The sequence below is a fragment of the Undibacterium sp. TC4M20W genome (assembly GCF_049340245.1).
Lineage (GTDB): Bacteria > Pseudomonadota > Gammaproteobacteria > Burkholderiales > Burkholderiaceae_D > Undibacterium.
The window spans coordinates 83,002-108,042 of sequence record NZ_JBMPPI010000001.1; the positions used below are offsets into that span (position 1 = coordinate 83,002).

The following is a 25,041-nucleotide window of genomic DNA, read 5'->3' on the forward strand; positions in this document are numbered from 1 at the left end:
TTATTCTTCCTTCAAAAAGAACGATTTATCAACAATAGAAAACCTACCCCGGCATGGGGCAGGCCTTTGATTCTTTATTACTTAGCTTTGGATGTGACGATAGCGTCAATCACGTTCTTAGGTGCTTCAGAGTAGTGCTTGAATTCCATGGAATACGTTGCACGACCTTGTGTAGCAGAACGCAGGGATGTGGAATAACCAAACATCTCAGACAAAGGCACTTCAGCTTTGATGATCTTGCCACCGCCGCCAGCGATTTCGTCCATACCTTGAACCATACCACGACGTGAAGACAGATCACCCATGACTGTACCAGCGTAGTCTTCAGGTGTTTCTACTTCAACAGCCATCATTGGTTCCAGGATAACTGGGCTTGCTTTACGGCAGCCATCTTTGAACGCCATCGAACCCGCCATACGGAAGGCGTTTTCGTTGGAGTCAACGTCATGGTAGGAACCGAAGAACAATGTGACTTTAACGTCAACAACCGGGTAGCCAGCCAATACACCGGAAGTCAGTGTTTCGCGAACACCTTTTTCAACTGCAGGGATGTATTCGCGTGGAACTGTACCGCCTTTGATCGCGTCAACGAATTCAAAGCCTTTACCTGGTTCTTGCGGTTCGATCTTCAGAACAACGTGACCGTACTGACCACGACCACCGGATTGCTTAACGAATTTACCTTCGATTTCTTCGCAAGTTTTGCGGATAGTTTCGCGGTAAGCAACTTGTGGTTTACCCACTGTCGCTTCAACGTTGAATTCACGCTTCATACGGTCAACGATAATATCCAGATGCAACTCGCCCATACCGGCGATAATTGTTTGACCAGATTCTTCGTCAGTACGTACGCGGAAAGATGGATCTTCAGCGGCCAGACGGTTCAATGCCAGACCCATTTTTTCCTGGTCGGCTTTAGTTTTTGGTTCTACAGCCTGAGAAATAACTGGCTCTGGGAATATCATGCGTTCCAGAACAACGATTGCTTTTTCGTCACACAGCGTATCACCAGTTGTTGTGTCTTTCAGACCAACCACGGCAGCGATATCACCCGCCATCATTTCTTTGATTTCTTCACGTTGGTTCGCGTGCATTTGAACCAGACGGCCGATACGTTCTTTTTTCTCTTTAACAGAGTTGTAAACGCTGTCGCCAGAATTCAAAGTACCGGAGTAGCAACGGATAAAGCACAATTGACCAACGAATGGATCAGTTGCGATTTTGAATGCCAGAGCAGAGAATTTCTCTGTATCTTCAGCTTTACGGACAACTGGCTCGTCATCTTCGTTCACACCAGGAACTGGTGGGATGTCCAATGGGGATGGCAGGTATTCAACAACCGCATCCAACATCGCCTGAACGCCTTTGTTCTTAAATGCAGTACCGCACATCATAGGAACGATTTCAGAAGCGATAGTACGTTGACGCAAAGCAGCCTTGATTTCTTCTTCAGTCAAATCACCTTCTTCAAGGTATTTGTTCATCAGCTCTTCACTGGCTTCAGCAGCTGCTTCAACCATGTTTTCACGCCACTTTTGTGCGTCAGCCAACAGGTTTTCAGGGATATCGCGGTATTCAAATTTCATACCTTGAGATGCTGCATCCCAAATGATTGCTTTCATCTTGACCAGATCGATAACGCCTTCAAACAGGTCTTCAGCACCGATAGGTACTTGCAGAGGAACTGGGTTGGCTTTCAGACGTGCACGCATTTGATCGTACACTTTGAAGAAGTTCGCGCCAGTACGGTCCATCTTGTTGACGAATGCCAAACGTGGGACTTTGTACTTGTTAGCCTGACGCCATACGGTTTCAGACTGAGGCTGAACGCCACCTACTGCACAGTAAACCATGCAGGCGCCATCCAGAACACGCATGGAACGCTCAACTTCAATAGTGAAGTCAACGTGGCCTGGTGTATCGATGATGTTGATGTGATGTTCTGGGAAGTTGTTCGCCATGCCCTTCCAGAAGCATGTGGTCGCAGCGGAAGTAATGGTAATACCACGTTCCTGCTCTTGCTCCATCCAGTCCATGGTAGCCGCGCCATCATGCACTTCACCAATTTTGTGGTTTACACCTGTGTAAAACAGTACGCGTTCTGTCGTTGTTGTTTTACCGGCATCAATGTGAGCGGAAATACCGATATTGCGGTAGCGCTCAATGGGGGTCTTACGGGCCATAGCTAATCCTAAATCTTTTAATGGACAAAACCGAGCGCATTTTTTTACAAAAATCGCGCCCGGCCTGATTCAAAATACTTGCCAGAGCCGTTGCACTAAAGACATACAACAGCTCCTTACTCCTACTCTTAGAAACGGAAGTGAGAGAAGGCCTTGTTGGCTTCAGCCATACGATGGACTTCATCACGTTTCTTCATTGCGCCGCCGCGGCCTTCTGCGGCTTCCAGCAATTCACCACCCAAACGTTGTGGCATGGATTTTTCGCTACGCTTGTTAGCGGCTTCACGCAACCAACGCATAGACAAAGCCAGACGACGAACTGGGCGCACTTCTACAGGCACCTGGTAGTTCGCGCCACCAACACGGCGGGATTTAACCTCAACCAGTGGCTTGGCGTTGCTGATTGCCAGCGCAAACACTTCCAAAGGATCTTTACCAGATTTTTGTTGGATGTGATCGAATGCGCCGTAGATGATGCCTTCAGCAACAGACTTCTTGCCGGACAACATCAAAACGTTTACAAATTTTGCTACTTCTACATTACCGAATTTTGGATCCGGCAGTACGTCCCGTTTCGGGACCTCACGACGACGTGGCATTTCAATTCCTTTCAATCTTCAGTTGAGCACAAAGCAACATTTTGCTCCACGCTCGCGACAGGCCATCATAACCGGTCACTTACTCGGCTTATTTCCAAACCGACACTGATCCGTAATAGTTTACGGAGATTAAATTACGAGATAATTACTTCTTAACTGCCTTAGCACGCTTAGCACCATATTTGGAGCGAGCTTGCTTACGGTCTTTAACGCCTTGAGTATCCAAAGCACCGCGAACCATATGGTAACGAACACCTGGCAAATCCTTTACACGACCACCGCGCAGCAAAACTACGCTATGTTCTTGCAAGTTATGGCCTTCACCGCCAATGTACGAAATAACTTCGAAACCATTAGTCAGGCGAACTTTGGCAACTTTACGCAAAGCCGAGTTAGGCTTTTTTGGAGTTGTCGTATAAACGCGGGTGCAAACGCCACGTTTTTGCGGGCTGTTTTCCAGCGCCGGCGATTTGCTTTTCACACGTGCAGAAACACGTGGTTGGCGAATCAGTTGATTGATGGTTGGCATCGTTTTTAATCCAACAAAATACAACGTTAAACACAAACCCGGAAACGGTTGCCCGGGAACTTAAAATCATTTTTCAGCCTGAATCCTCAGACCAACCCGACTCAGCCGCCTGCTTTTGCCTGCTTTTTAAGCATTGTCAGCCTGACAAAACCGGGCAAAACAACAATAGCAAATGCAAACCCAAAATCGAGAACTCACAATTTTATGCTGCCTTGCGCAAGCATGTCAACGCTTTTTATTTCTACAATTCAAGCGCTTAGCTCATTTTGGGGATGTGCGAGCAGCCTTTCAGGGTAGAAAATTTCAGCAGGAAATCAAGGTTTACCGGACAAGGGGAAGGGCTGAATGACTTGCAGGATGTGATTGAAAGGCAAAATATGCTTAAATCTGACGTTCACCGGGTGAATGTGACGTCAATATGACGCCAATCCAAAGTAAATCATTTACTATTTACGCCCTTAAACTGCCGCGTCACGCAAGACCAGGGCCTCAGCATTGATATCCCGGTTTGCCTCAGACTGCGGCCAACCCTGTTGCAAGTACAAAAACACAATGCCCGCCCTGTTTCGCCCAGCCTCGCTGTATTTATTACTCAGTTACCTGCTGATTTCCAGTCTGCCGTTTTTCCCGCTGCTGCAAGGCCAGCCCGTGGAAAAAACCTGGCATCTGCTGGCAATGGAGCTGGTGTCATGGCTGGGGTTTTGGGCTTTGCTGCAAAGGCCACGCTGGTTTCATTACCTGTTGCTGCCTGCCTTCTTTGCCGTACCTGTCGAAGTTTACCTGCGCTTATATTTTGGACAAGGTATCTCTACTCATCACCTGGGTATCATGGTGGAAACCAGCCCTAAAGAAGCGATGGAGTTCCTCGGCAACAAAGTCTGGCTGCTGTTATTACTGGTGATTGCAGTAACGGCCTGGTGGTGGAGCCTGCTACGCGTTGCAAAAACCCATAGTCACCTGGACTGGACCCACCGTTCACGCTGGGTAGTATTACTGCTGTTTGTCATCGGCATTGGCACCTGGACTTATGGCGAACAGATAGGCGTTGCCAAAGCTGCACCATCTGCCAGTACCAGCAAGGCCAGCTCCAGTGCGGCACCAACTTCAGGGGCAACTTCAAGCTCAAACGCAGCATCAAGCTCAGCCTCAACAGAAGATGAAGAAAAAGACGAAGATGAAGAGGAGGAAGCCAGCGCTTCAGCTTCTGCATCAGCGTCCTCTGCTCCAGCCGCTGATGCAGGCACACTGGCACGCTGGCATGCCAGTCTTAAACAGAACCTGCCACCGCTACCGCAATGGGCCAAAATCCCCTATGACGAAGAAATTTATATACGCAGCTGGCCATTTGGCCTGGTCTTGCGCGGCAATGATTTTTGGGTAGAGCGTGATTACCTGGCCAAACTGTCAGAGAAAAGCCGGGCTTTCCGCTTCCAGGCACATCTGGATGGCAATCCCGCAACGCCGCAAACCATCATCATGGTGATAGGCGAATCCTCACGCTTTGACCGCTGGAGCCTGAATGGCTATGAACGTGACACCAATCCCCTGCTCAAACAAGAGAGCAATCTGGTCAGCTTCAGCGATGTGGTCACTGCTGTCTCTGCCACCCGTTTGTCGGTGCCCATCATCGTCTCGCGCAAACCGGCGGCACAAAGCCTGAAGGCAGGATTTTCTGAAAAATCATTTTTGACGGCTTTCAAGGAGGCCGGCTTCAAGACTTACTGGTTATCCAATCAAATGAGCTTTGGTCAGTTTGATACGCCCACCTCGGTGTTCGCGAAGGAAGCTGATGTCACCCAGTTTTTAAACCTCGGTGGCTTTACCAATAGCTCCAATCTTGACCAGGTCTTGCTGGAACCGATGGCAAATGCCATGCGAGATGCCGCACCGAAAAAACTCATCGTCTTGCATACTCTGGGCAATCACTGGAATTACAGCCATCGCCATCCAAAGTCTTTTGATAACTGGAAACCGTCGCTATACGGGGTTATCAATCCCGCTTATACCGACCTGAAAAACAAGCAGGCCTTGAATAACAGCTATGACAACTCCATCTTGTATACAGACTGGATGCTGTCAGAAGTCATACAGAAGTTGAAAACCAGCTCGCAGATAACGTCGCTAGTATATATATCTGATCATGGGCAGACCTTGTATGACGGTAGTTGCAACCTGGCTTTTCATGGTCACAATACTGATTATGAATTCCATGTGCCAGCATTGATGTGGTATTCGGATGCGTATCAGGAACACTTCCCTGACAAGGTAGTGCAGTTGCGTTTGCACCAGAAAGCCAGGCTATCGACAGAAAACATTTTTCACAGCCTGCTGGATATGGCGAATATTCGCTACCCGGATGAAAAACTGGAGTGGAGCATACTCAGCAAGCAACTCAAGCCACATACTCGTTATGTCGATAGTTATGGCTGGACCAATTATGACAATGCCACTCTCAAAGGTGATTGCCGCGAAGTCATGGATAAAAAGACCCCTTTGGTACAAGAAAAATAAACTATTGGTATAAAAAACTGATACGAGCTGATTACCAGGGGGCATTCATTGCAGCAAATGTACTTTCTCACTTACACTTGCAAAAATATGCCTCTTGAGATCGCGCCCACCCTGCAAATCAGTCATCAGCAACAGCCCACTGCTATCGTCGCAGGTGCTTGGCTGGTGCATGCCCTGTCACCACCTGCCACCATGCAGGAGATCAGTACTCAGTTAAGCCAGGCCGCCCGTCAGCCTGGTGTACGCTGGGATTTAAGTCAGATCAGCTCGCTCGATCACATCGGTGCGCAAATGTTATGGCGGGCCTGGGGCAAGCAAAGACCGGAACACGTCAATATCCTGCCAGCCCATGAAGGCTTGTTTGCCAGACTGGAAGAAGTCAGCAAAATCCTGGTACCGCGCCCGCCCAAACAAAGGCTGACGCGCATCATGCAGCTCGGCACAAAAGTGCTGGGCCTGTTCCAGCATTTATACAGCTTCACTGCCCTGCTCGGCCAGCTCATGCTGGATTTGCTGCGCTTTGTCCGCCACCCCATCAAAGCACCATGGAAAGAATTGTCGGCCAACATCTATCACACAGGTACGCAGGCACTCGGCATTACAGCCCTGGTCGGCATACTGATAGGCGTGGTGTTGTCGTATCTGTCGGCCCAGCAATTGCGCACCTTTGGTGGTGACCTGTATATCGTCAATATTCTCGGCATGAGTATCATCCGTGAACTGGGGCCCATGCTGGCGGCGATCCTGGTGGCCGGACGTTCTGGCTCTGCCATTACGGCGCAACTCGGTGTCATGCGGGTGACGGAAGAACTGGATGCCATGCGCGTCATGGGCATACCGCAGGGATTTCGCCTGATCATGCCCAAGGTACTGGCGCTGGCAATTGCCATGCCCCTGCTGGTGATCTGGACAGATATTATGGCATTGACGGGCGGCATGATCTCGGCCCAGGCTTTGCTGGGCATGTCACCAGAATTTTTCATCTATAAATTACCAGAGGTCGTGCCGTTGCTGAATTTCTGGATAGGTCTGTCCAAAGGCATCACCTTCGGCATACTGATCGCGCTGATCGCTTGCCACTATGGCTTGCGCATAGAACCAAATACCGAGAGCCTGGGGCGCGGCACCACCAGTTCCGTGGTGGTTGCTATCACGGTAGTCATCATCGCCGATGCCATATTCGCCATTATCTTCAGCAAGGCAGGTTACTGATGACGAGCGAAAACATCATAGAAATCCGCGACTTGCGTACTCAGTTTGGCCGCGCCGTAGTGCATGACGGGCTGGAACTGAATGTCAAACGTGGCGAGATTCTTTCCATTGTCGGCGGCTCAGGTTCGGGCAAGACGGTGCTGATGCGGCAGATGCTGGGGCTGGAAACACCGACACGCGGTAGTATCAAGGTGTTTGGCGAAGACTTGCATGATTCGCAAGCGCGGCATCTGGATTATCTGCGCAAGCGTTCTGGCATGCTGTTCCAGCATGGTGCACTGTATTCTGCCCTGAGCGTATTCGACAATGTCGCACAGCCCATGCGTGAACTGGGCACGCTGCCGGAAGACCTCATCAATGATCTGGTTTATCTGAAGCTGCACATGGTTGATATTGCCTTTGAACATGCGCGCAAGATGCCCGCCGATTTGTCGGGTGGCATGATCAAGCGCATTGCGCTGGCGCGTGCACTGGCACTGGACCCGGAGTTGCTATTCCTCGATGAGCCAACAGCGGGGCTGGACCCCGACCGCTCAGACAGCTTTGTCGAACTGATATTATCGCTGCACCAGCAATTGCACCTGACCGTCATCATGGTGACACATGACCTGGACAGCCTGTTTGCCCTCTCCAGCCGGATTGCCGTGCTGGCAGAAAAACATGTGGTTACCATAGGTACACCGAGAGAAGTCGTGGCTTACCAACATCCATTCATACGCAGTTTCTTCCTTGGTGGGCGCGGCGAGCGCGCCATGGAAGCACTACCACCCCAAACGCATCAGGAGATATAAGCGATGGAAAACAGATCTCATGCGCTCATGGCAGGCTTTTTTACCATTGCCCTGCTGACACTCACAACCGTATTGGCTATCTGGCTGGGACGCGACAAAATCAAGCGCATACCTTACGACGTGGTCACATCATCGGCAGTGTCCGGGCTGAACCTGCAGGCAGCAGTGCGCTACAAGGGCATCAAGGTCGGCAATGTCACTGATATTGATTTTGATGACAATAATCCGGGGCAAATCATCCTGCGCCTGGAAATCATTCCCGATGCACCGGTCACCAGCTCCACCTATGCAACCTTGGGCTATCAGGGCGTTACCGGCATCGCCTTCGTACAACTGGATGATGAAGGCACATCCAAACAGTTACTGGTAGCCAACCATAAGCCTGACGTGGTGCCACGCATACCCATGCGCCCGGGCATGATGCAAAACCTCGAAAAACGCGGCCAGGCCATCTTGGCCCAGGCAGAAGAACTGACGCGCAGGCTCAATACCATGCTCGATCCGGCCAATCAAAAATCGCTGATGACTGCGGTAGAGAACATGGGCCAGGCCGCTACTGCATGGAAAGAGTTGCCAGCCAAATTTGAACCCACTCTGGCGCGCCTGCCGGAGCTGGCAGACCAGGCCAAAATGACCATGGTTGAAGTACGCACCCTGTCTGGCAATGTCGGCAAGCTCAGCAACAACCTGAATCAACTGACCACCAGCCTGCAGGCAGAAGATGGCCCTTTGGCAAAATTCAATCTGGTCATGGACAATGTAGGCAACAGCCTGATCCTGGACACCCTGCCCAAGGTACAAAGCGTGGCAGGTGATGCAAAATCCAGCCTGCGCTCTTTTGGCCGCCTGTCAGATTCACTCAAGGAAAGGCCGCAAAGCCTTTTGTTTGGCAATCCCGCCCCTGCACCTGGCCCGGGCGAGCCTGGCTTTGTCGCTCCCAAGTAAAGGAATCCGTATGAGCTATCCTGCATTTTTTCGCCACTTCAGTAAATTCGGCAACACTGGCGCGACCGCATTTTCACTATTTGCCCTGTCCTTGCTGACTTTGCTATCTGCATGTAGCAGTAAACCGGTAGTACAACAGTCCCAGCAATATGATTTTGGCCCGCTTGCCGTGACTGCACCCGCACAACCCAGTCCTGCGAAATTCCAGATCAGCATTGCAGAAATCAACATCGCACCGGCGCTGGACAGCAATGCCATGTTATACAGACTGCAATATGACAATGTGCAGCAACTCAAGGCATATTCCCTGCACCGCTGGAGCATGCCACCAGCACAATTGCTGGCACAAAGACTGAAAGCCGGTCTGGTGGCGCAAGGTGCCGATGTATTGGCAAATACCGATGGCGCCGCCAACCTGCCGGTATTGCGCCTGGAGCTTGATGAGTTTTCCCAGATATTTACGACAGCCAGCCAAAGCGAGGCCCAGATCAGCCTGCGCGCGTCTGTTATCAAGGGTCACAAGCTGATCGCCCAGAAAAGCTTTCAGCAAAAAGTTGCAGCAACTACTGCCGATGCACCTGGTGGTGCAAGAGCAATGCGCGAAGCTGCTGATGCCAGCATCAACGACATCCAGGCCTGGATCGTGGGCCTGCCTTTAAAATAAGCTGACATCACAAGCCTATTGCTTCCTGAAACCAAGCGCATGCAGCCAGATCACAATCAGGCACTACCAGATACACCAACTGGTGAGCCCATCAGCCCGCCAGCCAGCGAACAACTGCAAAGCTTGCGCAGTTCGCCGTTTGCCAGAGTGAGCCTGGTTGCCTATCTGTTTCTGATCATCTATGCGAGCTGGTATCCGTTTACCGGCTGGCAAACCAATAGCTGGGCAGCGCTACCTGAACTGATCAAGCAATGGCCACGTTACTGGGGTGGCTTTGATGCCGCCATCAATGTGGTGGGCTATATCCCCTTTGGCATGCTGGTAGTGTTTGCGCTTTACCCACTGGTCAGGCGCTGGTGGGCTGCCTTGCTGGCAACACTGGCCGGTGCACTGTTATCGGCTACGGCAGAAATAGTGCAAAACTTCTTGCCCAGCCGGGTGACTTCCTTACTGGATTTTTTGACGAATAGCTCAGGTGCCATGCTGGGCGCGATACTGGGTGCCTTGCTAACGCCACTGATACTGGAAAAAGGCCGCCTGCAATTATTGCGCAAGCAATGGACACACAAGGAATCCAGCCGCGAAATCCTGGTACTTGGCTTGTGGACCATGGCACAGATTTATCCCCAGGCCTATCTGTTTGGCCTGGGCCAGGTCTTGCCCGTGATTTCGCAAACCCTGAGCGAAATGATGGATATGGATATTGATATTAGTGCCTTCCTGCTGCAGGGTTTTGAACTCAGTGCAGAGGAATACCTGTTATCGGAAACCATTATCACTGCCTGCAGTTGCACCGGTGCCCTGCTGATTTGCCTGAGCCTGCTGAACCGCCACGCACCTAAAACCATTTTGTCAGTCTTGTTGCTGGGTGCAGCATTGACGATCAAGGCACTGGCCAGCGCCCTGCTGTTCAAACCTGAATATGCGTTTGCCTGGCTGACTCCGGGCGCGCGTGGTGGTTTGCTGATCAGCATCATCATGCTGTACGGTTTTTCTTTTGCCCCGGCCCATGTACAAAAGCGGCTGGCCTTGCTGATGCTGACGATATCGCTGATTGTCATCAACCTGGTTTCGGACAATCCCTACTTTGCGGCGACGATGCAAACCTGGGTGCAGGGCAAGTTTTTGAACTTTAATGGCGCGGCGCAATTCCTGTCTTTGTTCTGGCCGTTTCTGGCGATCTGGGCGCTGCTACGCAAGCCGCGCCCGGCGGTAAAAGTCACCTGACTGCACAATTGCAGTATCATAGCGGGCAACAAGCGCCATCACCCGGTGGCGGTATCAACCGCAGGCTGGATATCTTATGTCTGAAGAACTTTATTTTCAAAAACACGTTTTTTTTTGCCTGAATCAACGCGAAGATGGCCGCCCCTGCTGTGCAGACCGTGGTGCACAAGCCGCCCAGGAACATGCCAAACGCCGCGTCAAACAATTAAACATGAGTGGCCAGGGCAAAATCCGCATCAATAAAGCAGGTTGTCTCGATCGATGCGAAGAAGGCCCGGTCCTCGTGGTTTACCCACAAGGCACCTGGTATACCTTTGTCGATCAATCCGATATTGATGAAATCATTGATGTCGATCTGATAGGCGGCGGTGTCGTCGAACGTTTGAAAGTCTGAGGGTTTAATTATCATGAACGCCCAGACTGAACATTTTTCTCTCCAGGGTGCAGCAGGCAATTTGCAATGCGCGCTGGACTTGCCTGATCCTGAAACACATGCCGCGCCGATAGGCCTGGCACTGGTAGCCCACCCGCATCCGCTATATGGCGGCACCATGGACAACAAGGTAGCGCAAACCCTGGCGCGCGCCTTTACTGCACTGGGTTATGTCGCAGTACGCATGAACTTTCGCGGGGTCGATCAGTCCCAGGGTGTATACGATGCCGGGATAGGTGAAACTGACGATATGGAAATCTTGCTCAACAGCATGCGTGCACGTTTCCCGGATTTGCCCCTGGCGTTGGCGGGTTTCTCATTTGGCACCTTTGTACAGGCCCGCCTGCAACAGCGTTTGCAAGAGAATGGCAAGCCGGCAGAACGCCTGGCACTGGTTGGTGCAGCGGCTGGCAAATGGGATATGCCTGCTATACCGGCAAATACCGTCCTGGTGCATGGTGAGCTCGATGAAACCATCCCTCTCTCTGCCGTGCTGGACTGGCTGCGCCCGCAAGATATACCCGTCACCGTCATACCCGGCGCAGACCATTTCTTCCACCGTCGCCTGCACCATATCAAACAACATATCATCAGCATGTGGGATAAAGCCTGATGATGTCACCGCCAGATTCCATGCAGACAACAGCTGACCATGCATCTGGCGAGCCCACTACTATTCGTTTTTTGTCACCCTTTGTTTTACTAGTTCATCAATGAAAAAATTCCTCGCCTCAATTGCCGTCTCGCTGCTGACCATGACAGCCGCAGTCGCGCAAACCCTGCCTTCACCTACCATTGCTTCCAAAGCCTGGCTCTTGCTTGATGCCACCAGCAACCAGGTCATCGCCGCACAAGAACCCACCATGAGCGTAGAGCCAGCCTCGCTGACCAAGATCATGACGGCCTATCTGGTGTTTTCTGCGCTCAAGGACAAGAAGCTGGACCTGAACCAGAGCATCAATGTCTCTACCCGCGCCTGGAAGGTTGATGGCAGCAGTTCAAAGATGTTTATTGAACCGAACAAGCCAGTCACCATCAATGAATTGCTGTATGGCCTGATCGTACAATCCGGCAATGATGCCGCCGTTGCCCTGGCAGAAGCGGTAGCCGGTAGTGAAGAAGCCTTTGTCGTACAAATGAACCGCGAAGCAGAACGCATGGGCCTGAAGGCCACCCGCTTTGCCAACCCACATGGTTTACCGAGCAAGGACAATTATTCAACTGCACAGGATTTGTCTAACCTGGCAGCACGCCTGATCATTGATCATCCAGAGTTCTACAAGACCTATTACTCCACCAAGAGCTATACCTATAACAAGATCACCCAGCCTAACCGCAACCGCCTGCTGATGCTCGACCCTACCGTCGATGGCATGAAAACCGGCCATACTACTGGCGGTGGCTATAGCCTGATCTCGTCGGCCAACCGCCCGAATGGCACAGGCCAGCGCCGCCTGATCTCGGTCGTTATCGGCACCGAAAGTGACTCAGTACGTGCGCAAGAAAGTTTGAAATTGCTGAACTGGGGCTACCTGAACTTTGAAACCCTGAAGTTGTATGACAAAGGCCAGGCGATTGCCACGCCAGAAGTCTGGAAAGGCACGCAGCCTCAGGTCAAGATAGGTTTTGACCGTGAACTGTATATCACATTGCCAAAAGGATCTGCCGCCAAACTGAAACCGGCGCTGGAACGCAAAGACCCGCTGGTCGCACCGATTGCCTTGAACAGCAAGGTCGGCGTCATGAAAGTCATGCTCGATGGCAAAGCCGTTGCCGAAGTACCGGTGATTGCGCTGGAACAAGTCAACCAGGCCAGCATCTTTGGCCGCGCCTGGGATTCAATACGCCTGATGTTCAAGTAATGATGTAAACGCTTAGCCAGGGTTGATGCTCGCACATAAACCCTGGCTATGGCTGTATGCCGTATTTGCATAAGCGAAAACGGCTTTCCATGTAAGAATAAGTCTCTCACTTTTTTTGTCTGCCCTGCCTATCATGAACGAAGCCCTGGTCTATCTCAATGGCGAAATGACGCCTCTTTCCGAAGCCAAAATCCCGGTACTTGACCGTGGCTTTATCTTTGGTGATGGTATCTATGAAGTCATCCCTGTGTATGGTCGCAAGATGTTCCGTGCCGACCAGCATCTGGCCCGCCTGTTCCGCAGTCTGGCAGCCATAGGCATCACCAATCCGCATAGCAAAGACGAGTGGCTGGCCCTGATCGCCAAGGTCATGGCAGCACATGATTCAGACGACCAGATGGTCTATCTGCAAGTCACCCGTGGTGTAGCCAAGCGTGCCCATGCCTTCCCCAAGGATGAAGTCACACCTACGGTCTTCATCATGACCAACCCCATCGTGCTGCCAACAGCAGTTGCACGTGAAAACGGAGTGGCCTGTGTGGCTATGGAAGACAAACGCTGGCTGCGTTGCGAGATCAAATCCATCTCGCTACTGGGCAATGTATTGGCAGCACAAAACGCCGCCGAAAACGGCGTGACTGAGAGCATACAATTCCGCGACGGTTACCTGACCGAAGCATCGGCCTCGAATGTATGGATAGTCAAAGACGGCATCCTCATGGGCCCACCGAAAGACAACCTGATACTCGAAGGCATACGCTACGGTCTGATAGAAGAACTGTGTGCCGCCAACAATATCAAGCTCGAAGCCCGCCGCATTACCCGCGAAGAAGTGTTTGCCGCAGATGAAGTCATGCTGTCATCTGCCACCAAGGAAGTGCTGGCGGTAGTGAAGCTCGATGATACGGTGATAGGCGATGGCAAACCCGGTGCGGTTTATCATCAGTTGTATGCGGCTTATCAGGCGGCCAAGGCAGCTTAAAAATACCGAAAACGTATTACGCGTAGGTTGGGCTACGGGGTATCAGCCCAACACTCGGCCTCTGCAAACGTATACGTTACTTAAAAGCCCAGTGTTGGGCTGATGAAACGTAGCCCAACCTACGACATTGCCACCGATTGGAACCTACTTCGCCTGCCCCAACAAACTAAACCCATGCGTCCAATGCTGACGCTGGAATGCATAGCTGATCCACAACATCGCCAGCGGTTCGATCAAACGTGCCGCTGTAATGTCACCCATGTCTATCGCGCCACGCCAGCCAAAATCACGCAAGATGGCGGTCACCTCCTGTTTGGCCCCAGCATCATTCCCCGCAATAAACATATCCGGCTGACCATCCGAGAATTTTGGTTGCACCATATGCGTGGTGACGATGGTATTGAAAGCCTTGACCACCCGCGCCTGCGGCAGCAGTCTTTGTACCAGCTCACCGGCAGAATCACTGAAGCCTACCGCCAGTTTTGGCGAGCCTGTAGCAAAATCCAGTAGTGGATTAACAGCATCAATGACGGTTTTGCCAGCGAAGTTGGCAGAACCAGCCAGTGCCAGGCTTTCAGATAAGCCATCCCATGGCAGAGCCAGGAAAACCAGATCGGCAGCCTTGACCGCATCTGCATAGCTGCTGGCCTTTGCCGTTGGCACTGCAGCCAGCGCCCCCTTGCTTTTATCGCTATCAGGGTTGCGGGTACCAAAGATCACTTCATAACCGAGGTTGGCAAAGCCTTTGGCGATGGCAACGCCGACGATACCATTACCCAGAACTGCGACTGTCTTTGTAGCTGTTTGCATTTTGTTTCTCCTGTCTGTGTGTTGATAGGAGCGATTGTGATCTCATTGATTAATGCTGATAAGCCAGCTATTCTTATTTTCACTCACAACTTCAGGTTACGAATATGAAGCTCGATGCCTCTCAACGTATTCCCGCCATGCTGTCTTTCATACAGGCGGCAGACCGTGGCAGCTTTGCGGCTGCGGCCAGAGCGCTGCATATATCGGCAGCAGCGGTCAGCAAGAATGTGGCAGGTCTGGAGCAAACCCTGGGCGTGCGCCTCATGAACCGCAGCACCCGCTCTTTGCAATTGACCAGTGAGGGTCAGACTTTTTTGGAAAACGCACGTGCAGCGATAGATGCACTTGACCATGCAGTAGAAAGCGTCAGCCGCCAGCATGCAGAAGTGGTGGGCCAAGTCAGGATATCGACGGGCAATGCCTTTGGTCAGCATTACCTGCTGCCCTTGCTGCCCAAATTACGGCAGCGTCATCCCGGCTTGCGACTGGCAATAGACTTTGACGACCATCGCATAGACCTGGTGCGTGACGGTTATGACCTCGCTTTGCGCGGCGGCATGATAGAAGATTCCAGCATCATTTCGCGCGCAGTCTGCCCTCTGTATACCATACTGGCGGCTGCTCCCTCTTACCTTGAGCAATATGGCGTGCCGCAACAGATCAGTGACCTGGATCAGCACAAGCAAATCGCCGTGCGTTTTTTGAATGGCAAAATGACGACCTGGAACCTCAAACTCAGGCAGGGTGAGATAAACCGCCCCTACCCGCGTGAACCTGACCTGACAGTGTCAGCGCCAGAATCTGCAGTGCAGGCAGCCGTCATGGGCCTGGGCATTGCCCAGGTGGCAGTTCATCATTCATGGCGTTATTTACGCGACAACAAGCTCAAGATAGTGCTGGGCACTTTTCATGAGGCAGGCAACCGGCAGATGGTATTGCAATATCCACACCGCGCCCTGATTGCACCGCGCGTCAAGGCGACGGTGGATTTTTTGCTGGAAGAACTGGCGCAAACCGAATCTTTGCATGTGCCTTTGTCATCTCTTGCAGCCTTTCATGCCTGAAGCAAAAACTGGCATGGTGACATGCGGGCAGCGAGCGATGCTATTGGAATTTAATAGCAAGACCCCATATACTGACATTAAGTTATTTTAAGATTTGGAAACATTATGGAAATGAGACCCATCCCCCCCGAAGAAAGTCTGATTGAATACCCTAGTGAGTTTCCCATCAAGGTCATGGGACCTATGCATGATGATTTCGCCCAGACCATGGTGGAAGTCGTGACTTCGTTTGACCCGACCTTTCATGCAGGCAAGGTAGAGATGCGCCCATCCAGCAAAGGTGCCTACATCTCGGTAACGGTGACCGTATTGGCCACCAGCCGCGAGCAACTGGATAATCTGTACCGTGCACTGTCTTCTCACCCTATGGTGAAATTCGTACTGTAAGCGATCTTGCCTGACTGGTCACAGCCAGTCAGGCACATCCTTATGTCAGAGCCCCTGACATGTCCATTTGCTTTTTCTCTTCAGCGACTTCGGCCAGCAGCCATTCCCTGAATGCCTTTACCTGTGGCTTGGCCAGCGCCTCTGGTGGGTACACCAGGTAATAGGCAACTTCACAAGGTATATCGATATTGAACAGGCGCTGCAGCAGGCCCGCCTTGATATCCGGCTGCACAATAATATGCCTGCCCAGCGCTATGCCCTGACCATCTACCGCAGCACGCGCCAGCATCGATGAGTCCTGAAATACCAGGCCACCAGTCGGCTCCTCATTATTCAGACCTGCTGCGCGAAACCAGGGCTCCCAGGGTTCGCCATCACAGCGCAATAACTGCGTGCGCGCCAGTTCGGCTGGTGTTTGTGGCAACTGCCCGCCGTGGAAATGCGGGCTGGCGACCGGGTAATAATAATCTCCCATCAACAACTCACTGATCATGCCGGGATAATTGCCAAGGCCAAAGCGTATGCCCACATCTATCGATTCCATATTGTAATCAGCCAGGTGGCTACTCGACTGCAGGCTGACTTCCAGGTCAGGATGATGTTCGATAAACCGCCCCAGGCGCGGCGATAACCAGCGCGCCGCAAACGATGGCAGCGAGGTAATACCAAGGCGCTTTTGCTTGTTGCGCTTCTTGAGCAAATCAGCAGCGTCACCCAGGTCAATCAGGGCTTTTCTGATGGTGGCAGCAAACTGCTCACCATCAGGCGTGATGCTGATGCGTTTGCCATGGCGGATGAACAGCGGTACGCCCAGCTCTTCTTCCAATGCCCTGACCTGATGGCTGATCGCCCCATGGGTCAGGTGAATTTCTTGCGCAGCCTTGGAAAAATTCTGATGGCGCGCCGCCGCTTCAAAGGCACGCAGGGCAGCTAGATTGGGGAGTCGTCGAAAATCCATAGTAGGTAAACGGGGCGTCAGCTGAGGGTGAATTTGTTATAAGCTTATTACAGCTTTACTGTGAATTATTTTAGCAAGGCATTCAAAAATTACTCGTTTTATTTTCTTGTGATGCAAGACTACAATGCTTTCATCGCAGTGCAACAAAGTGAATTCCCTCTCTGTTTAGTAAATGCATTGCCACTTTAGCAGTAAAATACCAGGAGTAAGGAAATGACAAATAATTTCGCAAACCCATCATACATGATCGCCGCCGGTGGCACATTGTCTGGCACAGCCGAACAGGCCCGTAAAATTGAAGTAGCATGCGGCCGCGTCTGGTTGACAGTTGCTGGCCAGGTCGATGATTACTGGCTCAGCACTGGCGAATCCATGGTCATACCAGCGAATCAATTCGTCGTCATCGAAGCTGAAACTCAAGCCAGCGTTATCGAATTGTCCGCTGTATCCAGCGTAATCAACGTTAAAACCATGGCCGGCACCAGTTACCTGCAAAAACTGACACGTAAATTGAGCCAGGCATTCGCTTGATTTTTAAAGAAAAGCAGCACCGGGGCGAATATGGCACAGACTGCACTGATCTTGATTGACGTACAACAAGGCTTTGATCATCCCAAGTGGGGACAGCGCAATAATCCGGCAGCCGAGCAATATATGGCTGCCCTGCTGCAACACTGGCGTGAGCAAGAGTTACCTGTGATCCATGTACGCCACCAGTCGCAAGAGCCAGATTCGCCTTTGCGTGCCGGGCAAGAGGGTTTTGAATTCAAAGCCCTCGCACGCCCATTGCCAGGTGAAGCCATCTTCACCAAAAAAGTGAATAGCGGCTTCATTGGTACTGAGCTCGAAGCATGGTTGCAAGCCAAGGGCATCAAGCAGCTTGTTATTGCCGGCTTGACTACAGACCACTGCGTATCAACCACCACCCGCATGGCGGGCAACCTTGGCTTCAGCGTAGAGCTGGTGGCCGATGCCTGCGCCACCTTTGACCGCCCTGGTGTCAATGGTGAACTGATACCAGCAGATGAAATCCACCGCATTCACCTCGCCAGCCTGCACAATGAATTTTGCGTTGTCAAAAATACTGCTGACGTCATTGCTGCGCATACCAAGTAATACCTCTAGAAATCCAACTGGCAAGTCAGGGGATTAAACTCCTATAATGTCCATTCCAACAAATTCAGGAATGGACATGGGCGAGCCAGTAGAAGTGCATATCGTTCACGCATTTACCCAACAGAACGAAGGCGGCAACCCGGCTGGTGTGGTCTTGAATGCCGACACTTACACCTCCCAGCAAAAATTACAGATCGCCCGCGCCGTAGGATTATCAGAAACCGCCTTCGTCTCCAGCTCAGACTGCGCCACCTACAAGCTGGAATTTTTCACCCCAAACCGCCAGATTGCCCATTGCGGCCACGCCACAGTCGCTACGTTTTCACTTTTGCGTGAACTTGGCAAAGTCAGCGAAGGTCTGTGCAGCAAGCAAACCATAGATGGCAACCGCGACATCCTCATCAAGGGTGAGCTCGCCTTCATGCAGCAAAGCACGCCACGCTATCAAAGCATTTCTGCAGACGACAGTGATGGCTTTGCCAGCCTGTATGAGCGCATCTTGCAAAGCATGGGCTTGACCGAGCATGACCTGCTGCGCGACCGCCTGCCCACCATCGTCAATACCGGCAATGCCTTTCTCGCCATCCCCATCATAGGCCGCGAATGCCTGGCCAATATCCAGCCCGACCATGAAGAAATCGGCAACATCAGCGAAGAGCTGGACCTTGTCGGCTTTTACCCCTTCACCCTCGATGTGCAAGACCGCAGCCACGCCGCCAGCACCCGCATGTTCGCCCCACGCTACGGCATAGGCGAAGAAGCCGCCACCGGCACCGCCGCCGGGCCGCTGGCTTGCCTGCTCTACAGCCAATACAACATCCAAGGCCCCACCTTGCAAATAGAACAAGGTGTACTCATGGAACCCGCCTCTCCCAGCCTGATCAAGGTGGAACTGGAGATACAGCAGGGGCAGATACCCAGTCTTATGGTGGGTGGCAGAGCGAGAGTGGAGAAGACCATGGCGGTCAGGATTTGATGGGGCAGGCCATAATGTGTTGTAGGTTGGGCTACGCCTTATCAGCCCAACACTCAGCCTATCAATGACGTATTCGTTTATTAAAGGCCCAGTGTTGGGCTGGTGAAGCGTAGCCTAGCGAGGCCCGGCCCAACCTACGTTATGTCCCAACCTACAATCCCCTCTCCCACCATAAACTTATCACTTATTCATCTAGGATAGCATTTACACAAGCAAAGACCTCGCCCCCACAAAATGTTACACTAGAGGTCTATGCAAGCTGCCCTCGCCCCCAACGTAACACCCCGCATCATCCATCGCGGCATTGAGCCCTATCAGCTCACTTTCGACGCCATGCGCGCGTTCACTGATGCCCGTGATGAGCATACGCAAAATGAATTCTGGATCGTGGAACACCCGCCCGTGTATACCCTGGGCCTGGGTGCCGACCAGTCACATGTGCTGGCCGCCCATGACATCCCGGTAGTGCAGACCGACCGTGGTGGCGAAGTCACCTACCACGGCCCCGGCCAGGTTGTGATCTACTTGCTAATAGACTTGCGCCGCAGCCATCCTAAGGCAAGATTATTCGCCCGCGAATTCGTCAACAAGATAGAACAGGCAGTCATCAACACCCTGGAAGCGTATAATCTCGCTGGTGAACGCAAGGAAGGCGCGCCAGGCATCTATGTCAGCAATGGCCAATGGCAAGGCGCCAAAGTCGCCGCCCTGGGCTTGAAAGTGCGCGGCAACGGCTGCACCTATCATGGCGTATCACTGAATGTAGATATGGATTTGACACCGTTTTCCTGGATTAACCCCTGTGGCTATGCGGGCCTTGCCACCGTAGACATGAAAACCCTGGGCGTGACCGTGCCGCTAAGCCAAGTCCAGAATGCACTCGCACAGAATTTGCAAGATCTTTTGACTGCCCCCTGATTTTTCGACATCGCTTCATACCATGACAACCGAAAACACCAACGTCGCCACCGCCGCTTACGATCCCACCGAGAAACAAAAAGGGGCAAGTAAGACTGCGCGCATCCCCATCAAGATCATCCCGATGGAAAGATTGCCCAAGCCAGACTGGATACGCGTCAAGGCCGGTTCACCGACCACCCGCTTTTATGAAATCAAGGACATCCTGCGCGCCAACAAACTGGTGACAGTCTGCGAAGAAGCCTCCTGCCCCAACATAGGCGAATGCTTTGGCAAAGGCACGGCCACCTTCATGATCATGGGCGACAAATGCACGCGCCGCTGCCCATTCTGCGATGTCGGCCATGGACGCCCAGACCCACTCGATGTCGATGAACCAGCCAATCTCGCAAAAACCATCGCTGCATTGAAGCTCAGCTATGTCGTAATCACCTCAGTAGATCGCGATGATTTGCGTGACGGCGGTGCCGCCCACTTTGCCGAGTGCATTACCCGCGTGCGCGAATTGTCCCCAATGACACGCATAGAAATCCTGACACCGGATTTCCGTGGCCGCATGGACCGTGCACTGGAAATTCTCAATATGGCACCACCAGATGTCATGAACCACAATCTCGAAACCGCACCGCGTTTGTACAAGGAAGCGCGCCCGGGTTCTGATTATGAGTACTCCCTGAACCTGCTGAAGCGCTTCAAGGAACAACACCCGAACACTCCAACCAAATCCGGCATCATGGTGGGCCTCGGTGAAACCGATGAAGAAGTTTTACAGGTCATGCGCGACATGCGCGCCCATAACGTCGACATGCTGACCATAGGCCAGTACCTGGCACCTAGCGGCCACCACTTGCCAGTACGCCGCTATGTCCACCCAGACGTATTCAAGATGTATGAAGAAGAAGCCTACAAAATGGGCTTCGCCCATGCCGCCGTTGGTGCAATGGTGCGTTCAAGCTACCATGCTGATCAGCAAGCGCATGGTGTGGGGACGGATGTAAAAGTTTAAGAATAGAAGTGCAAAAAAAATGGCTCATTATTTTCAGAATAATGAGCCATTTTTTTGTGAGCTGCGCAGATTGGAACGGACCTCGCCAGTTACGTAGGTTGGGCTACGCTTCATCAGCCCAACACTGGGCGGTGGAACGACATGAGGCTATAACTAAGCAGCGCTGCTGTATTTTTGAACTCCAAAACAAGATAAATCTCTGAGCATCAAATGAATGTCATCATCCCGCGAATCTGCGCCGGGCTCAAGCCCAGCACACGCTGCATGCTGCGGGCCAGATGGCTGGGGTGGGCGAAACCGGTTTCCAGCGCGATGTCTGTCATGCTCTGCTTGCCTTCCATCATGAGCTGGCGTGCGCGATGCAGGCGGCGTTCCATGACATAGCGGTGCACCGGCATACCTGTCGCCTGTCTGAACAAGGCCTTGAAGTGCGACAGGCTGAACCCGGCCACGGCAGCGAGTTCAGCCAGGGTGAGGTCACTATCGAGATGTGTCTCGACATAATCAATGACATGACGCAGCCGCCAGCCTGGTAAACCGGGGCCAGTTAGCTGATCTGTCGCAGGCTGGCGTGACTGCAAGGTAAACAGGCGGGCAGCCAAGGCGACTGCCAGACTGTCTGCAAAAATGCGACCTCCTGGGTAAGCATCATGATCCTCGGCCTGCATCATCCAGCCTATGCATTCTATCTGCGGGTCACGGATATGGATGGCGGGCGCCAATTCGACATGCTGGGTGCCCAAGTTCATGGATTCAGCAGTGTCGCTCAGGATTTGCGGTGACAGGCGCAACAGCAAGGATGTGGCGGGCTGAGTCAGTGTCCAGCGTGTGCTGGAGCCGCCAGGTACGACACAGAACTGACCATGCAGGCGCACGCCCTGGCGTTCATAAGAACCAGCGCGATAAGACACAGGTACAGGGTCGCCCAGATGCAGGCAGAGTACATGGCGTGCATCAACAGGGGAATTGAACAGTCCAATCGGCACAGGTGAAGTCAGCACATCCAGCAGCGGCAAATCATGGCTGCCAGCACTGCCCAGCAGCGCTGCAGATGGCTGGGGATAACATGTAGGTCTGGTCATCGCGCCCTCAAAGTATGCACACTTGAAGAAGTACTAATGTAGCGCAAATCATCCGTCTGTGCTCATGGTCGGCTATTTGTGCGCGCCATTTCAAATTGATGTTGCTAGCATCGTCTCCATTGCTTCGGTTCACGAATAAATCCCATCTGGAGATAAAAATGAAGAGACGGCTTTTCTTGCAACTCAGCCCCGCAGCCATTGTTGGCAGCGTTGGCATAGTTGGCAACCTCAGCGCCGCAATGCTGATGCCAGCCCAGGCACTATCCAAAGAACCAGATATACAGAAGCCAGCAACGGATGCCGCAGCATTTCACGCCATGCGACGCTTTGCCAACCTGCCATTCGGTAAAATCGCTTATGTCGAACGAGGTAGGGGTGACGCCGCCCTGTTCTTGCACGGCGCTCCACTGAATGGTTTCCAGTGGCGTGGTGCGATAGACCTGCTCTCACCTTACCGCCGCTGCATCGCGCCCGACTTCATGGGCCTGGGTTATACGCAAGTGCCAGCACAGCAATCACTAACAGCTGATGCACAGCTGGACATGCTGATCAGCCTGCTCGATCACTTAAAGATAGTAGCAGTCGATATCATCGCCAGCGACAGTGGCGGCGCAGTAGCACAGCTATTTGCCGCGCGCTATCCAGAACGCGTTCGCAGCATGTTGCTGACAAACTGCGATGTCGAGCCAGACAGCCCGCCAGCAGGCGTGCAGCCAGCCATCAAGATGGCTCGCGCTGGCACCCTGGCTGACGAAACCGCCAAATGGCTGAGCGACACCGCTCTGGCCCGTGCCACCTTTGGTGCTGCCGTCTTCCACAACCCTGCAATACTGACTGCTGACAATATCGCCTGTTACGTCACGCCACTGGTCAGCTCAGCACTGCGCCGCCAGCAATACCACGACTTCCACCTTGCGCTGGAACCTAACCCCTTGGCGGGCATAGAGGCAACTCTCAAGCGCAGCCGCATCCCCGTCAGGATAGTATGGGGCGGCAGCGATACTTTGTTTTCCATGGCTGACGCGGAATACCTTGACCGGTTATTTCCGCAGTCGCACGGCATACGCGTCATACCAGAAGGGAAGCTGTTTTTTCAGGAAGAATATCCAGATGTGATTGCGGAAGAAGCCCGCCGCTTGTGGGGAGTGTGACCAGCATATCAAGCGGATATGGCAATGTTGACAGCTAGCCCTAAAACCAGCTGTCAACACGGGAACACTTACTTCCCACCCAGCGCCGCGATACGCTCCGCCGCATGCGTATTCTGCGCATCCAGCCCCAGCGACAAACGGTAATGCTTCAAGGCCGCGACCTTGTCCGCCTGAAACTCATAGACCTCCGCCAGGCTGTCATGCAGGTTCGCACTGTTGGGATAAATCTGCACACCAAGACCAAACACCGTCACCGCCTGCTCAACCATCTTCTTGCTCAGCAAACGATAACCCCAGGAGTTGAAATCATCTTCAGAAGGATCAGGCAAGCCCTTATCGATTTTGATCTTGTTCAATTTCGCCGCCAGCCCCGCATAGCCATCCTGCGCAATCTGTTCACGCAAAAGATGCGCAGTATAAGCGCCGCCATGCACTTTTCTCAAACCAGGCAAATAAAAGCCAGCGATATCATCGATCATGCCCTGCGGATCAGCACCCGCCAGATTAGTCAGCGTGACGATGGCAAGATCATGGCCGGGATATACATAAAACGCCGAACGCGCACCACCCACGCCAGCCACCGCTGCATACTCCCCCTGACGCATCACTGGCCAACCGAGCGCCCACACAGTCGGCTTCCCGTTATTGAAAGTACCCGGCGTCCAGAGTTGCTTCAAACCCGCAGCAGAAATCAGCTTGCCCTGTTGCAGCGCGATGAGCCAGTTCGCCACATCCTCGGCACTGCTATTCATGCCCGCACCAGTGCGCAAGAAAGGCGGATAGGTCTCAACGATATGCCGCAAGCTGCCACCCGGCTCCTCATACCTGTACGACACCGCCTTGTGCGGTATCACATCGCGCGACTCACCAAAGCCCACACTGCGCATACCCGCCACAGCAAACTGACGCTTCTGGAAAAACGCTATAAACGGCATGCCACTCAAGCGATCTATGATCTTGCCCAGCAAAATATAATTGGTCTGGTTATAGCGATACCGCTCACCCGTCTTGAACTCCATAGGCCAGGTCTGTATCGCTGCCCAGGCAGCATCCACCTCTTGCGGCGTCGCCAGCGAGGGTATCTTGCTGCTGATGATGTCAGGAATACCCGATGTGTGCGTGAGCAACTGCCGCACAGTCACCGTCTGCCAGGCCACAGGCAAACCATCCAGATAACGCGACACCGGCGCAGATAAATCCAACTTGCCCTCCTCCACCAACTGCATGACGGCAACACCAGTAAATGACTTGGTCGCAGAGTTAATGGAAAACACGTTCTGGTCATTCACAGCGACCGCATTGGGTATCTCAGCCAAGCCATACGACTTCAACAAAACAATCTTGCCACCCCTGACCACAGCCAGTTGCATGCCGGGTATGCGGCGTTCCTGCATTTCGCTTTTTATGTAGAGGTCGATTTGTTGTTTGATTTCTGTGTCGGAGGGTTGGGATTTTGCGGACGTGTCACTGGCATTTGCAGCATTAGTAGTGACTGTCGCTCCTATAAAACTACAGACTACGCAAAGTGAGACAATCAGTTTTGTCATTGAAATCTGCTTTCCAAAAGAAGGACAAATGCTTGTATTTCACGCAAGGCTGCGAGACTAGCCGTTTGACTTATCCTTTAAGAAATAG

Annotated in this window: 24 protein-coding genes and 1 pseudogene; 18 read left to right on the plus strand and 7 right to left on the minus strand. The window is 52.5% G+C overall.

The window, feature by feature from the left end; genetic code table 11:
* Window positions 1-77 precede the first annotated feature (77 nt).
* From fusA to rpsL, 3 genes are all read right to left on the minus strand, one after another.
* Window positions 78-2,183 (minus strand): elongation factor G, encoded by a 2,106-nt coding sequence (gene fusA, locus ACO0LL_RS00450; protein ID WP_422637204.1) that lies wholly within the window; start codon window positions 2,181-2,183, stop codon window positions 78-80.
* A 128-nt stretch (window positions 2,184-2,311) separates the two neighbouring features.
* Window positions 2,312-2,782, minus strand: a complete 471-nt coding sequence (gene rpsG, locus ACO0LL_RS00455) for a 30S ribosomal protein S7 (protein ID WP_186957171.1) — start codon at window positions 2,780-2,782, stop codon at window positions 2,312-2,314.
* Between the two features lie 145 nt (window positions 2,783-2,927).
* A complete protein-coding gene (gene rpsL / locus ACO0LL_RS00460) occupies window positions 2,928-3,311 on the minus strand; it encodes a 30S ribosomal protein S12 (RefSeq protein WP_110258019.1) in 384 nt (127 codons plus the stop codon).
* A gap of 552 nt (window positions 3,312-3,863) precedes the next feature.
* Here rpsL and ACO0LL_RS00465 point away from each other — a divergent pair.
* The 10 genes from ACO0LL_RS00465 (at window position 3,864) to ACO0LL_RS00510 (ending at window position 13,938) form a co-directional block, all read left to right on the plus strand.
* Window positions 3,864-5,822 (plus strand): phosphoethanolamine transferase, encoded by a 1,959-nt coding sequence (locus ACO0LL_RS00465; protein WP_422948931.1) that lies wholly within the window; start codon window positions 3,864-3,866, stop codon window positions 5,820-5,822.
* Window positions 5,823-5,909: 87 nt separating this feature from the next.
* Window positions 5,910-7,034: an MlaE family ABC transporter permease gene (locus ACO0LL_RS00470; RefSeq protein WP_422948932.1), complete on the plus strand. Its 1,125-nt coding sequence runs from the start codon at window positions 5,910-5,912 to the stop codon at window positions 7,032-7,034.
* Window positions 7,034-7,825, plus strand: coding sequence for an ABC transporter ATP-binding protein (locus ACO0LL_RS00475; RefSeq protein WP_422948933.1), 792 nt, complete (start codon window positions 7,034-7,036; stop codon window positions 7,823-7,825). Before ACO0LL_RS00470 ends, ACO0LL_RS00475 begins: the two co-directional genes overlap by 1 nt.
* Window positions 7,826-7,828: 3 nt before the next feature.
* Window positions 7,829-8,770 carry an MlaD family protein gene (locus ACO0LL_RS00480; RefSeq protein WP_422948934.1) on the plus strand — a complete coding sequence of 314 codons (942 nt, stop codon included), beginning with the start codon at window positions 7,829-7,831 and terminating at the stop codon, window positions 8,768-8,770.
* Between the two features lie 10 nt (window positions 8,771-8,780).
* Window positions 8,781-9,434 (plus strand): ABC-type transport auxiliary lipoprotein family protein, encoded by a 654-nt coding sequence (locus tag ACO0LL_RS00485; RefSeq protein ID WP_422948935.1) that lies wholly within the window; start codon window positions 8,781-8,783, stop codon window positions 9,432-9,434.
* A 39-nt stretch (window positions 9,435-9,473) separates the two neighbouring features.
* On the plus strand, window positions 9,474-10,661 hold the full coding sequence (locus ACO0LL_RS00490; protein WP_422948936.1) for a VanZ family protein: 1,188 nt from the start codon (window positions 9,474-9,476) through the stop codon (window positions 10,659-10,661).
* 76 nt (window positions 10,662-10,737) lie between these two features.
* Complete coding sequence (locus ACO0LL_RS00495; RefSeq protein ID WP_422948937.1) at window positions 10,738-11,055, plus strand: (2Fe-2S) ferredoxin domain-containing protein; 318 nt, start codon at window positions 10,738-10,740, stop codon at window positions 11,053-11,055.
* Window positions 11,056-11,068: 13 nt separating this feature from the next.
* Window positions 11,069-11,707 carry an alpha/beta hydrolase gene (locus ACO0LL_RS00500; protein WP_422948938.1) on the plus strand — a complete coding sequence of 213 codons (639 nt, stop codon included), beginning with the start codon at window positions 11,069-11,071 and terminating at the stop codon, window positions 11,705-11,707.
* A 100-nt stretch (window positions 11,708-11,807) separates the two neighbouring features.
* The gene (locus ACO0LL_RS00505; RefSeq protein WP_422948939.1) at window positions 11,808-12,956 is read left to right on the plus strand and encodes a D-alanyl-D-alanine carboxypeptidase family protein; all 1,149 of its coding nucleotides are present in this window, start codon (window positions 11,808-11,810) and stop codon (window positions 12,954-12,956) included.
* A gap of 133 nt (window positions 12,957-13,089) precedes the next feature.
* Window positions 13,090-13,938, plus strand: coding sequence for a D-amino acid aminotransferase (locus ACO0LL_RS00510; protein ID WP_422948940.1), 849 nt, complete (start codon window positions 13,090-13,092; stop codon window positions 13,936-13,938).
* 144 nt (window positions 13,939-14,082) lie between these two features.
* Here ACO0LL_RS00510 and ACO0LL_RS00515 read toward each other — a convergent pair.
* Window positions 14,083-14,757, minus strand: a pseudogene (locus tag ACO0LL_RS00515) (NADPH-dependent F420 reductase); the annotation flags it as partial.
* 95 nt (window positions 14,758-14,852) lie between these two features.
* On the opposite strand from ACO0LL_RS00515, the gene ACO0LL_RS00520 reads away from it, so the two are divergent.
* Together ACO0LL_RS00520 and ACO0LL_RS00525 are read left to right on the plus strand one after the other, a co-directional pair.
* Entirely contained in the window at window positions 14,853-15,812 is a 960-nt protein-coding gene (locus tag ACO0LL_RS00520; protein ID WP_422948941.1) for a LysR substrate-binding domain-containing protein, read from the plus strand.
* 105 nt (window positions 15,813-15,917) lie between these two features.
* Window positions 15,918-16,199, plus strand: coding sequence for a DUF493 family protein (locus tag ACO0LL_RS00525; protein WP_422948942.1), 282 nt, complete (start codon window positions 15,918-15,920; stop codon window positions 16,197-16,199).
* Window positions 16,200-16,239: 40 nt separating this feature from the next.
* Here the strand turns inward: ACO0LL_RS00525 and gcvA are convergent, their stop codons facing one another.
* Window positions 16,240-17,157, minus strand: coding sequence for a transcriptional regulator GcvA (gcvA, locus tag ACO0LL_RS00530; RefSeq protein WP_422948943.1), 918 nt, complete (start codon window positions 17,155-17,157; stop codon window positions 16,240-16,242).
* Between the two features lie 213 nt (window positions 17,158-17,370).
* On the opposite strand from gcvA, the gene ACO0LL_RS00535 reads away from it, so the two are divergent.
* From ACO0LL_RS00535 to lipA, 5 genes are all read left to right on the plus strand, one after another.
* A complete protein-coding gene (locus tag ACO0LL_RS00535; RefSeq protein ID WP_422948944.1) occupies window positions 17,371-17,688 on the plus strand; it encodes a DUF2917 domain-containing protein in 318 nt (105 codons plus the stop codon).
* Between the two features lie 30 nt (window positions 17,689-17,718).
* Entirely contained in the window at window positions 17,719-18,273 is a 555-nt protein-coding gene (locus tag ACO0LL_RS00540) for a cysteine hydrolase family protein (protein ID WP_422948945.1), read from the plus strand.
* Window positions 18,274-18,349: 76 nt separating this feature from the next.
* Complete coding sequence (locus ACO0LL_RS00545; RefSeq protein ID WP_422948946.1) at window positions 18,350-19,249, plus strand: PhzF family phenazine biosynthesis protein; 900 nt, start codon at window positions 18,350-18,352, stop codon at window positions 19,247-19,249.
* Between the two features lie 252 nt (window positions 19,250-19,501).
* Entirely contained in the window at window positions 19,502-20,167 is a 666-nt protein-coding gene (gene lipB, locus ACO0LL_RS00550; protein ID WP_422948947.1) for a lipoyl(octanoyl) transferase LipB, read from the plus strand.
* A gap of 22 nt (window positions 20,168-20,189) precedes the next feature.
* Complete coding sequence (gene lipA, locus ACO0LL_RS00555; protein WP_422948948.1) at window positions 20,190-21,173, plus strand: lipoyl synthase; 984 nt, start codon at window positions 20,190-20,192, stop codon at window positions 21,171-21,173.
* Between the two features lie 206 nt (window positions 21,174-21,379).
* On the opposite strand, the gene ACO0LL_RS00560 is transcribed toward lipA, so the two are convergent.
* Window positions 21,380-22,255 carry a helix-turn-helix domain-containing protein gene (locus tag ACO0LL_RS00560; protein ID WP_422948949.1) on the minus strand — a complete coding sequence of 292 codons (876 nt, stop codon included), beginning with the start codon at window positions 22,253-22,255 and terminating at the stop codon, window positions 21,380-21,382.
* A 158-nt stretch (window positions 22,256-22,413) separates the two neighbouring features.
* Between ACO0LL_RS00560 and ACO0LL_RS00565 the strand changes: the two genes are divergently transcribed.
* Window positions 22,414-23,406 (plus strand): alpha/beta fold hydrolase, encoded by a 993-nt coding sequence (locus ACO0LL_RS00565; protein WP_422948950.1) that lies wholly within the window; start codon window positions 22,414-22,416, stop codon window positions 23,404-23,406.
* Between the two features lie 68 nt (window positions 23,407-23,474).
* On the opposite strand, the gene ACO0LL_RS00570 is transcribed toward ACO0LL_RS00565, so the two are convergent.
* Complete coding sequence (locus tag ACO0LL_RS00570) at window positions 23,475-24,953, minus strand: serine hydrolase (RefSeq protein WP_422948951.1); 1,479 nt, start codon at window positions 24,951-24,953, stop codon at window positions 23,475-23,477.
* Window positions 24,954-25,041: the final 88 nt, after the last annotated feature.

Excerpts from the sequence above, each read along its gene's own strand:
- fusA (WP_422637204.1), bottom strand. The coding sequence starts at position 2,183 with ATGGCCCGTAAGACCCCCATTGAGCGCTACCGCAATATCGGTATTTCC.
- rpsG (WP_186957171.1), bottom strand. The coding sequence starts at position 2,782 with ATGCCACGTCGTCGTGAGGTCCCGAAACGGGACGTACTGCCGGATCCA.
- rpsL (WP_110258019.1), bottom strand. The coding sequence starts at position 3,311 with ATGCCAACCATCAATCAACTGATTCGCCAACCACGTGTTTCTGCACGT.
- ACO0LL_RS00465 (WP_422948931.1), top strand. The coding sequence starts at position 3,864 with ATGCCCGCCCTGTTTCGCCCAGCCTCGCTGTATTTATTACTCAGTTAC.
- ACO0LL_RS00470 (WP_422948932.1), top strand. The coding sequence starts at position 5,910 with ATGCCTCTTGAGATCGCGCCCACCCTGCAAATCAGTCATCAGCAACAG.
- ACO0LL_RS00475 (WP_422948933.1), top strand. The coding sequence starts at position 7,034 with ATGACGAGCGAAAACATCATAGAAATCCGCGACTTGCGTACTCAGTTT.
- ACO0LL_RS00480 (WP_422948934.1), top strand. The coding sequence starts at position 7,829 with ATGGAAAACAGATCTCATGCGCTCATGGCAGGCTTTTTTACCATTGCC.
- ACO0LL_RS00485 (WP_422948935.1), top strand. The coding sequence starts at position 8,781 with ATGAGCTATCCTGCATTTTTTCGCCACTTCAGTAAATTCGGCAACACT.
- ACO0LL_RS00490 (WP_422948936.1), top strand. The coding sequence starts at position 9,474 with ATGCAGCCAGATCACAATCAGGCACTACCAGATACACCAACTGGTGAG.
- ACO0LL_RS00495 (WP_422948937.1), top strand. The coding sequence starts at position 10,738 with ATGTCTGAAGAACTTTATTTTCAAAAACACGTTTTTTTTTGCCTGAAT.
- ACO0LL_RS00500 (WP_422948938.1), top strand. The coding sequence starts at position 11,069 with ATGAACGCCCAGACTGAACATTTTTCTCTCCAGGGTGCAGCAGGCAAT.
- ACO0LL_RS00505 (WP_422948939.1), top strand. The coding sequence starts at position 11,808 with ATGAAAAAATTCCTCGCCTCAATTGCCGTCTCGCTGCTGACCATGACA.
- ACO0LL_RS00510 (WP_422948940.1), top strand. The coding sequence starts at position 13,090 with ATGAACGAAGCCCTGGTCTATCTCAATGGCGAAATGACGCCTCTTTCC.
- ACO0LL_RS00520 (WP_422948941.1), top strand. The coding sequence starts at position 14,853 with ATGAAGCTCGATGCCTCTCAACGTATTCCCGCCATGCTGTCTTTCATA.
- ACO0LL_RS00525 (WP_422948942.1), top strand. The coding sequence starts at position 15,918 with ATGGAAATGAGACCCATCCCCCCCGAAGAAAGTCTGATTGAATACCCT.
- gcvA (WP_422948943.1), bottom strand. The coding sequence starts at position 17,157 with ATGGATTTTCGACGACTCCCCAATCTAGCTGCCCTGCGTGCCTTTGAA.
- ACO0LL_RS00535 (WP_422948944.1), top strand. The coding sequence starts at position 17,371 with ATGACAAATAATTTCGCAAACCCATCATACATGATCGCCGCCGGTGGC.
- ACO0LL_RS00540 (WP_422948945.1), top strand. The coding sequence starts at position 17,719 with ATGGCACAGACTGCACTGATCTTGATTGACGTACAACAAGGCTTTGAT.
- ACO0LL_RS00545 (WP_422948946.1), top strand. The coding sequence starts at position 18,350 with ATGGGCGAGCCAGTAGAAGTGCATATCGTTCACGCATTTACCCAACAG.
- lipB (WP_422948947.1), top strand. The coding sequence starts at position 19,502 with ATGCAAGCTGCCCTCGCCCCCAACGTAACACCCCGCATCATCCATCGC.
- lipA (WP_422948948.1), top strand. The coding sequence starts at position 20,190 with ATGACAACCGAAAACACCAACGTCGCCACCGCCGCTTACGATCCCACC.
- ACO0LL_RS00560 (WP_422948949.1), bottom strand. The coding sequence starts at position 22,255 with ATGACCAGACCTACATGTTATCCCCAGCCATCTGCAGCGCTGCTGGGC.
- ACO0LL_RS00565 (WP_422948950.1), top strand. The coding sequence starts at position 22,414 with ATGAAGAGACGGCTTTTCTTGCAACTCAGCCCCGCAGCCATTGTTGGC.
- ACO0LL_RS00570 (WP_422948951.1), bottom strand. The coding sequence starts at position 24,953 with ATGACAAAACTGATTGTCTCACTTTGCGTAGTCTGTAGTTTTATAGGA.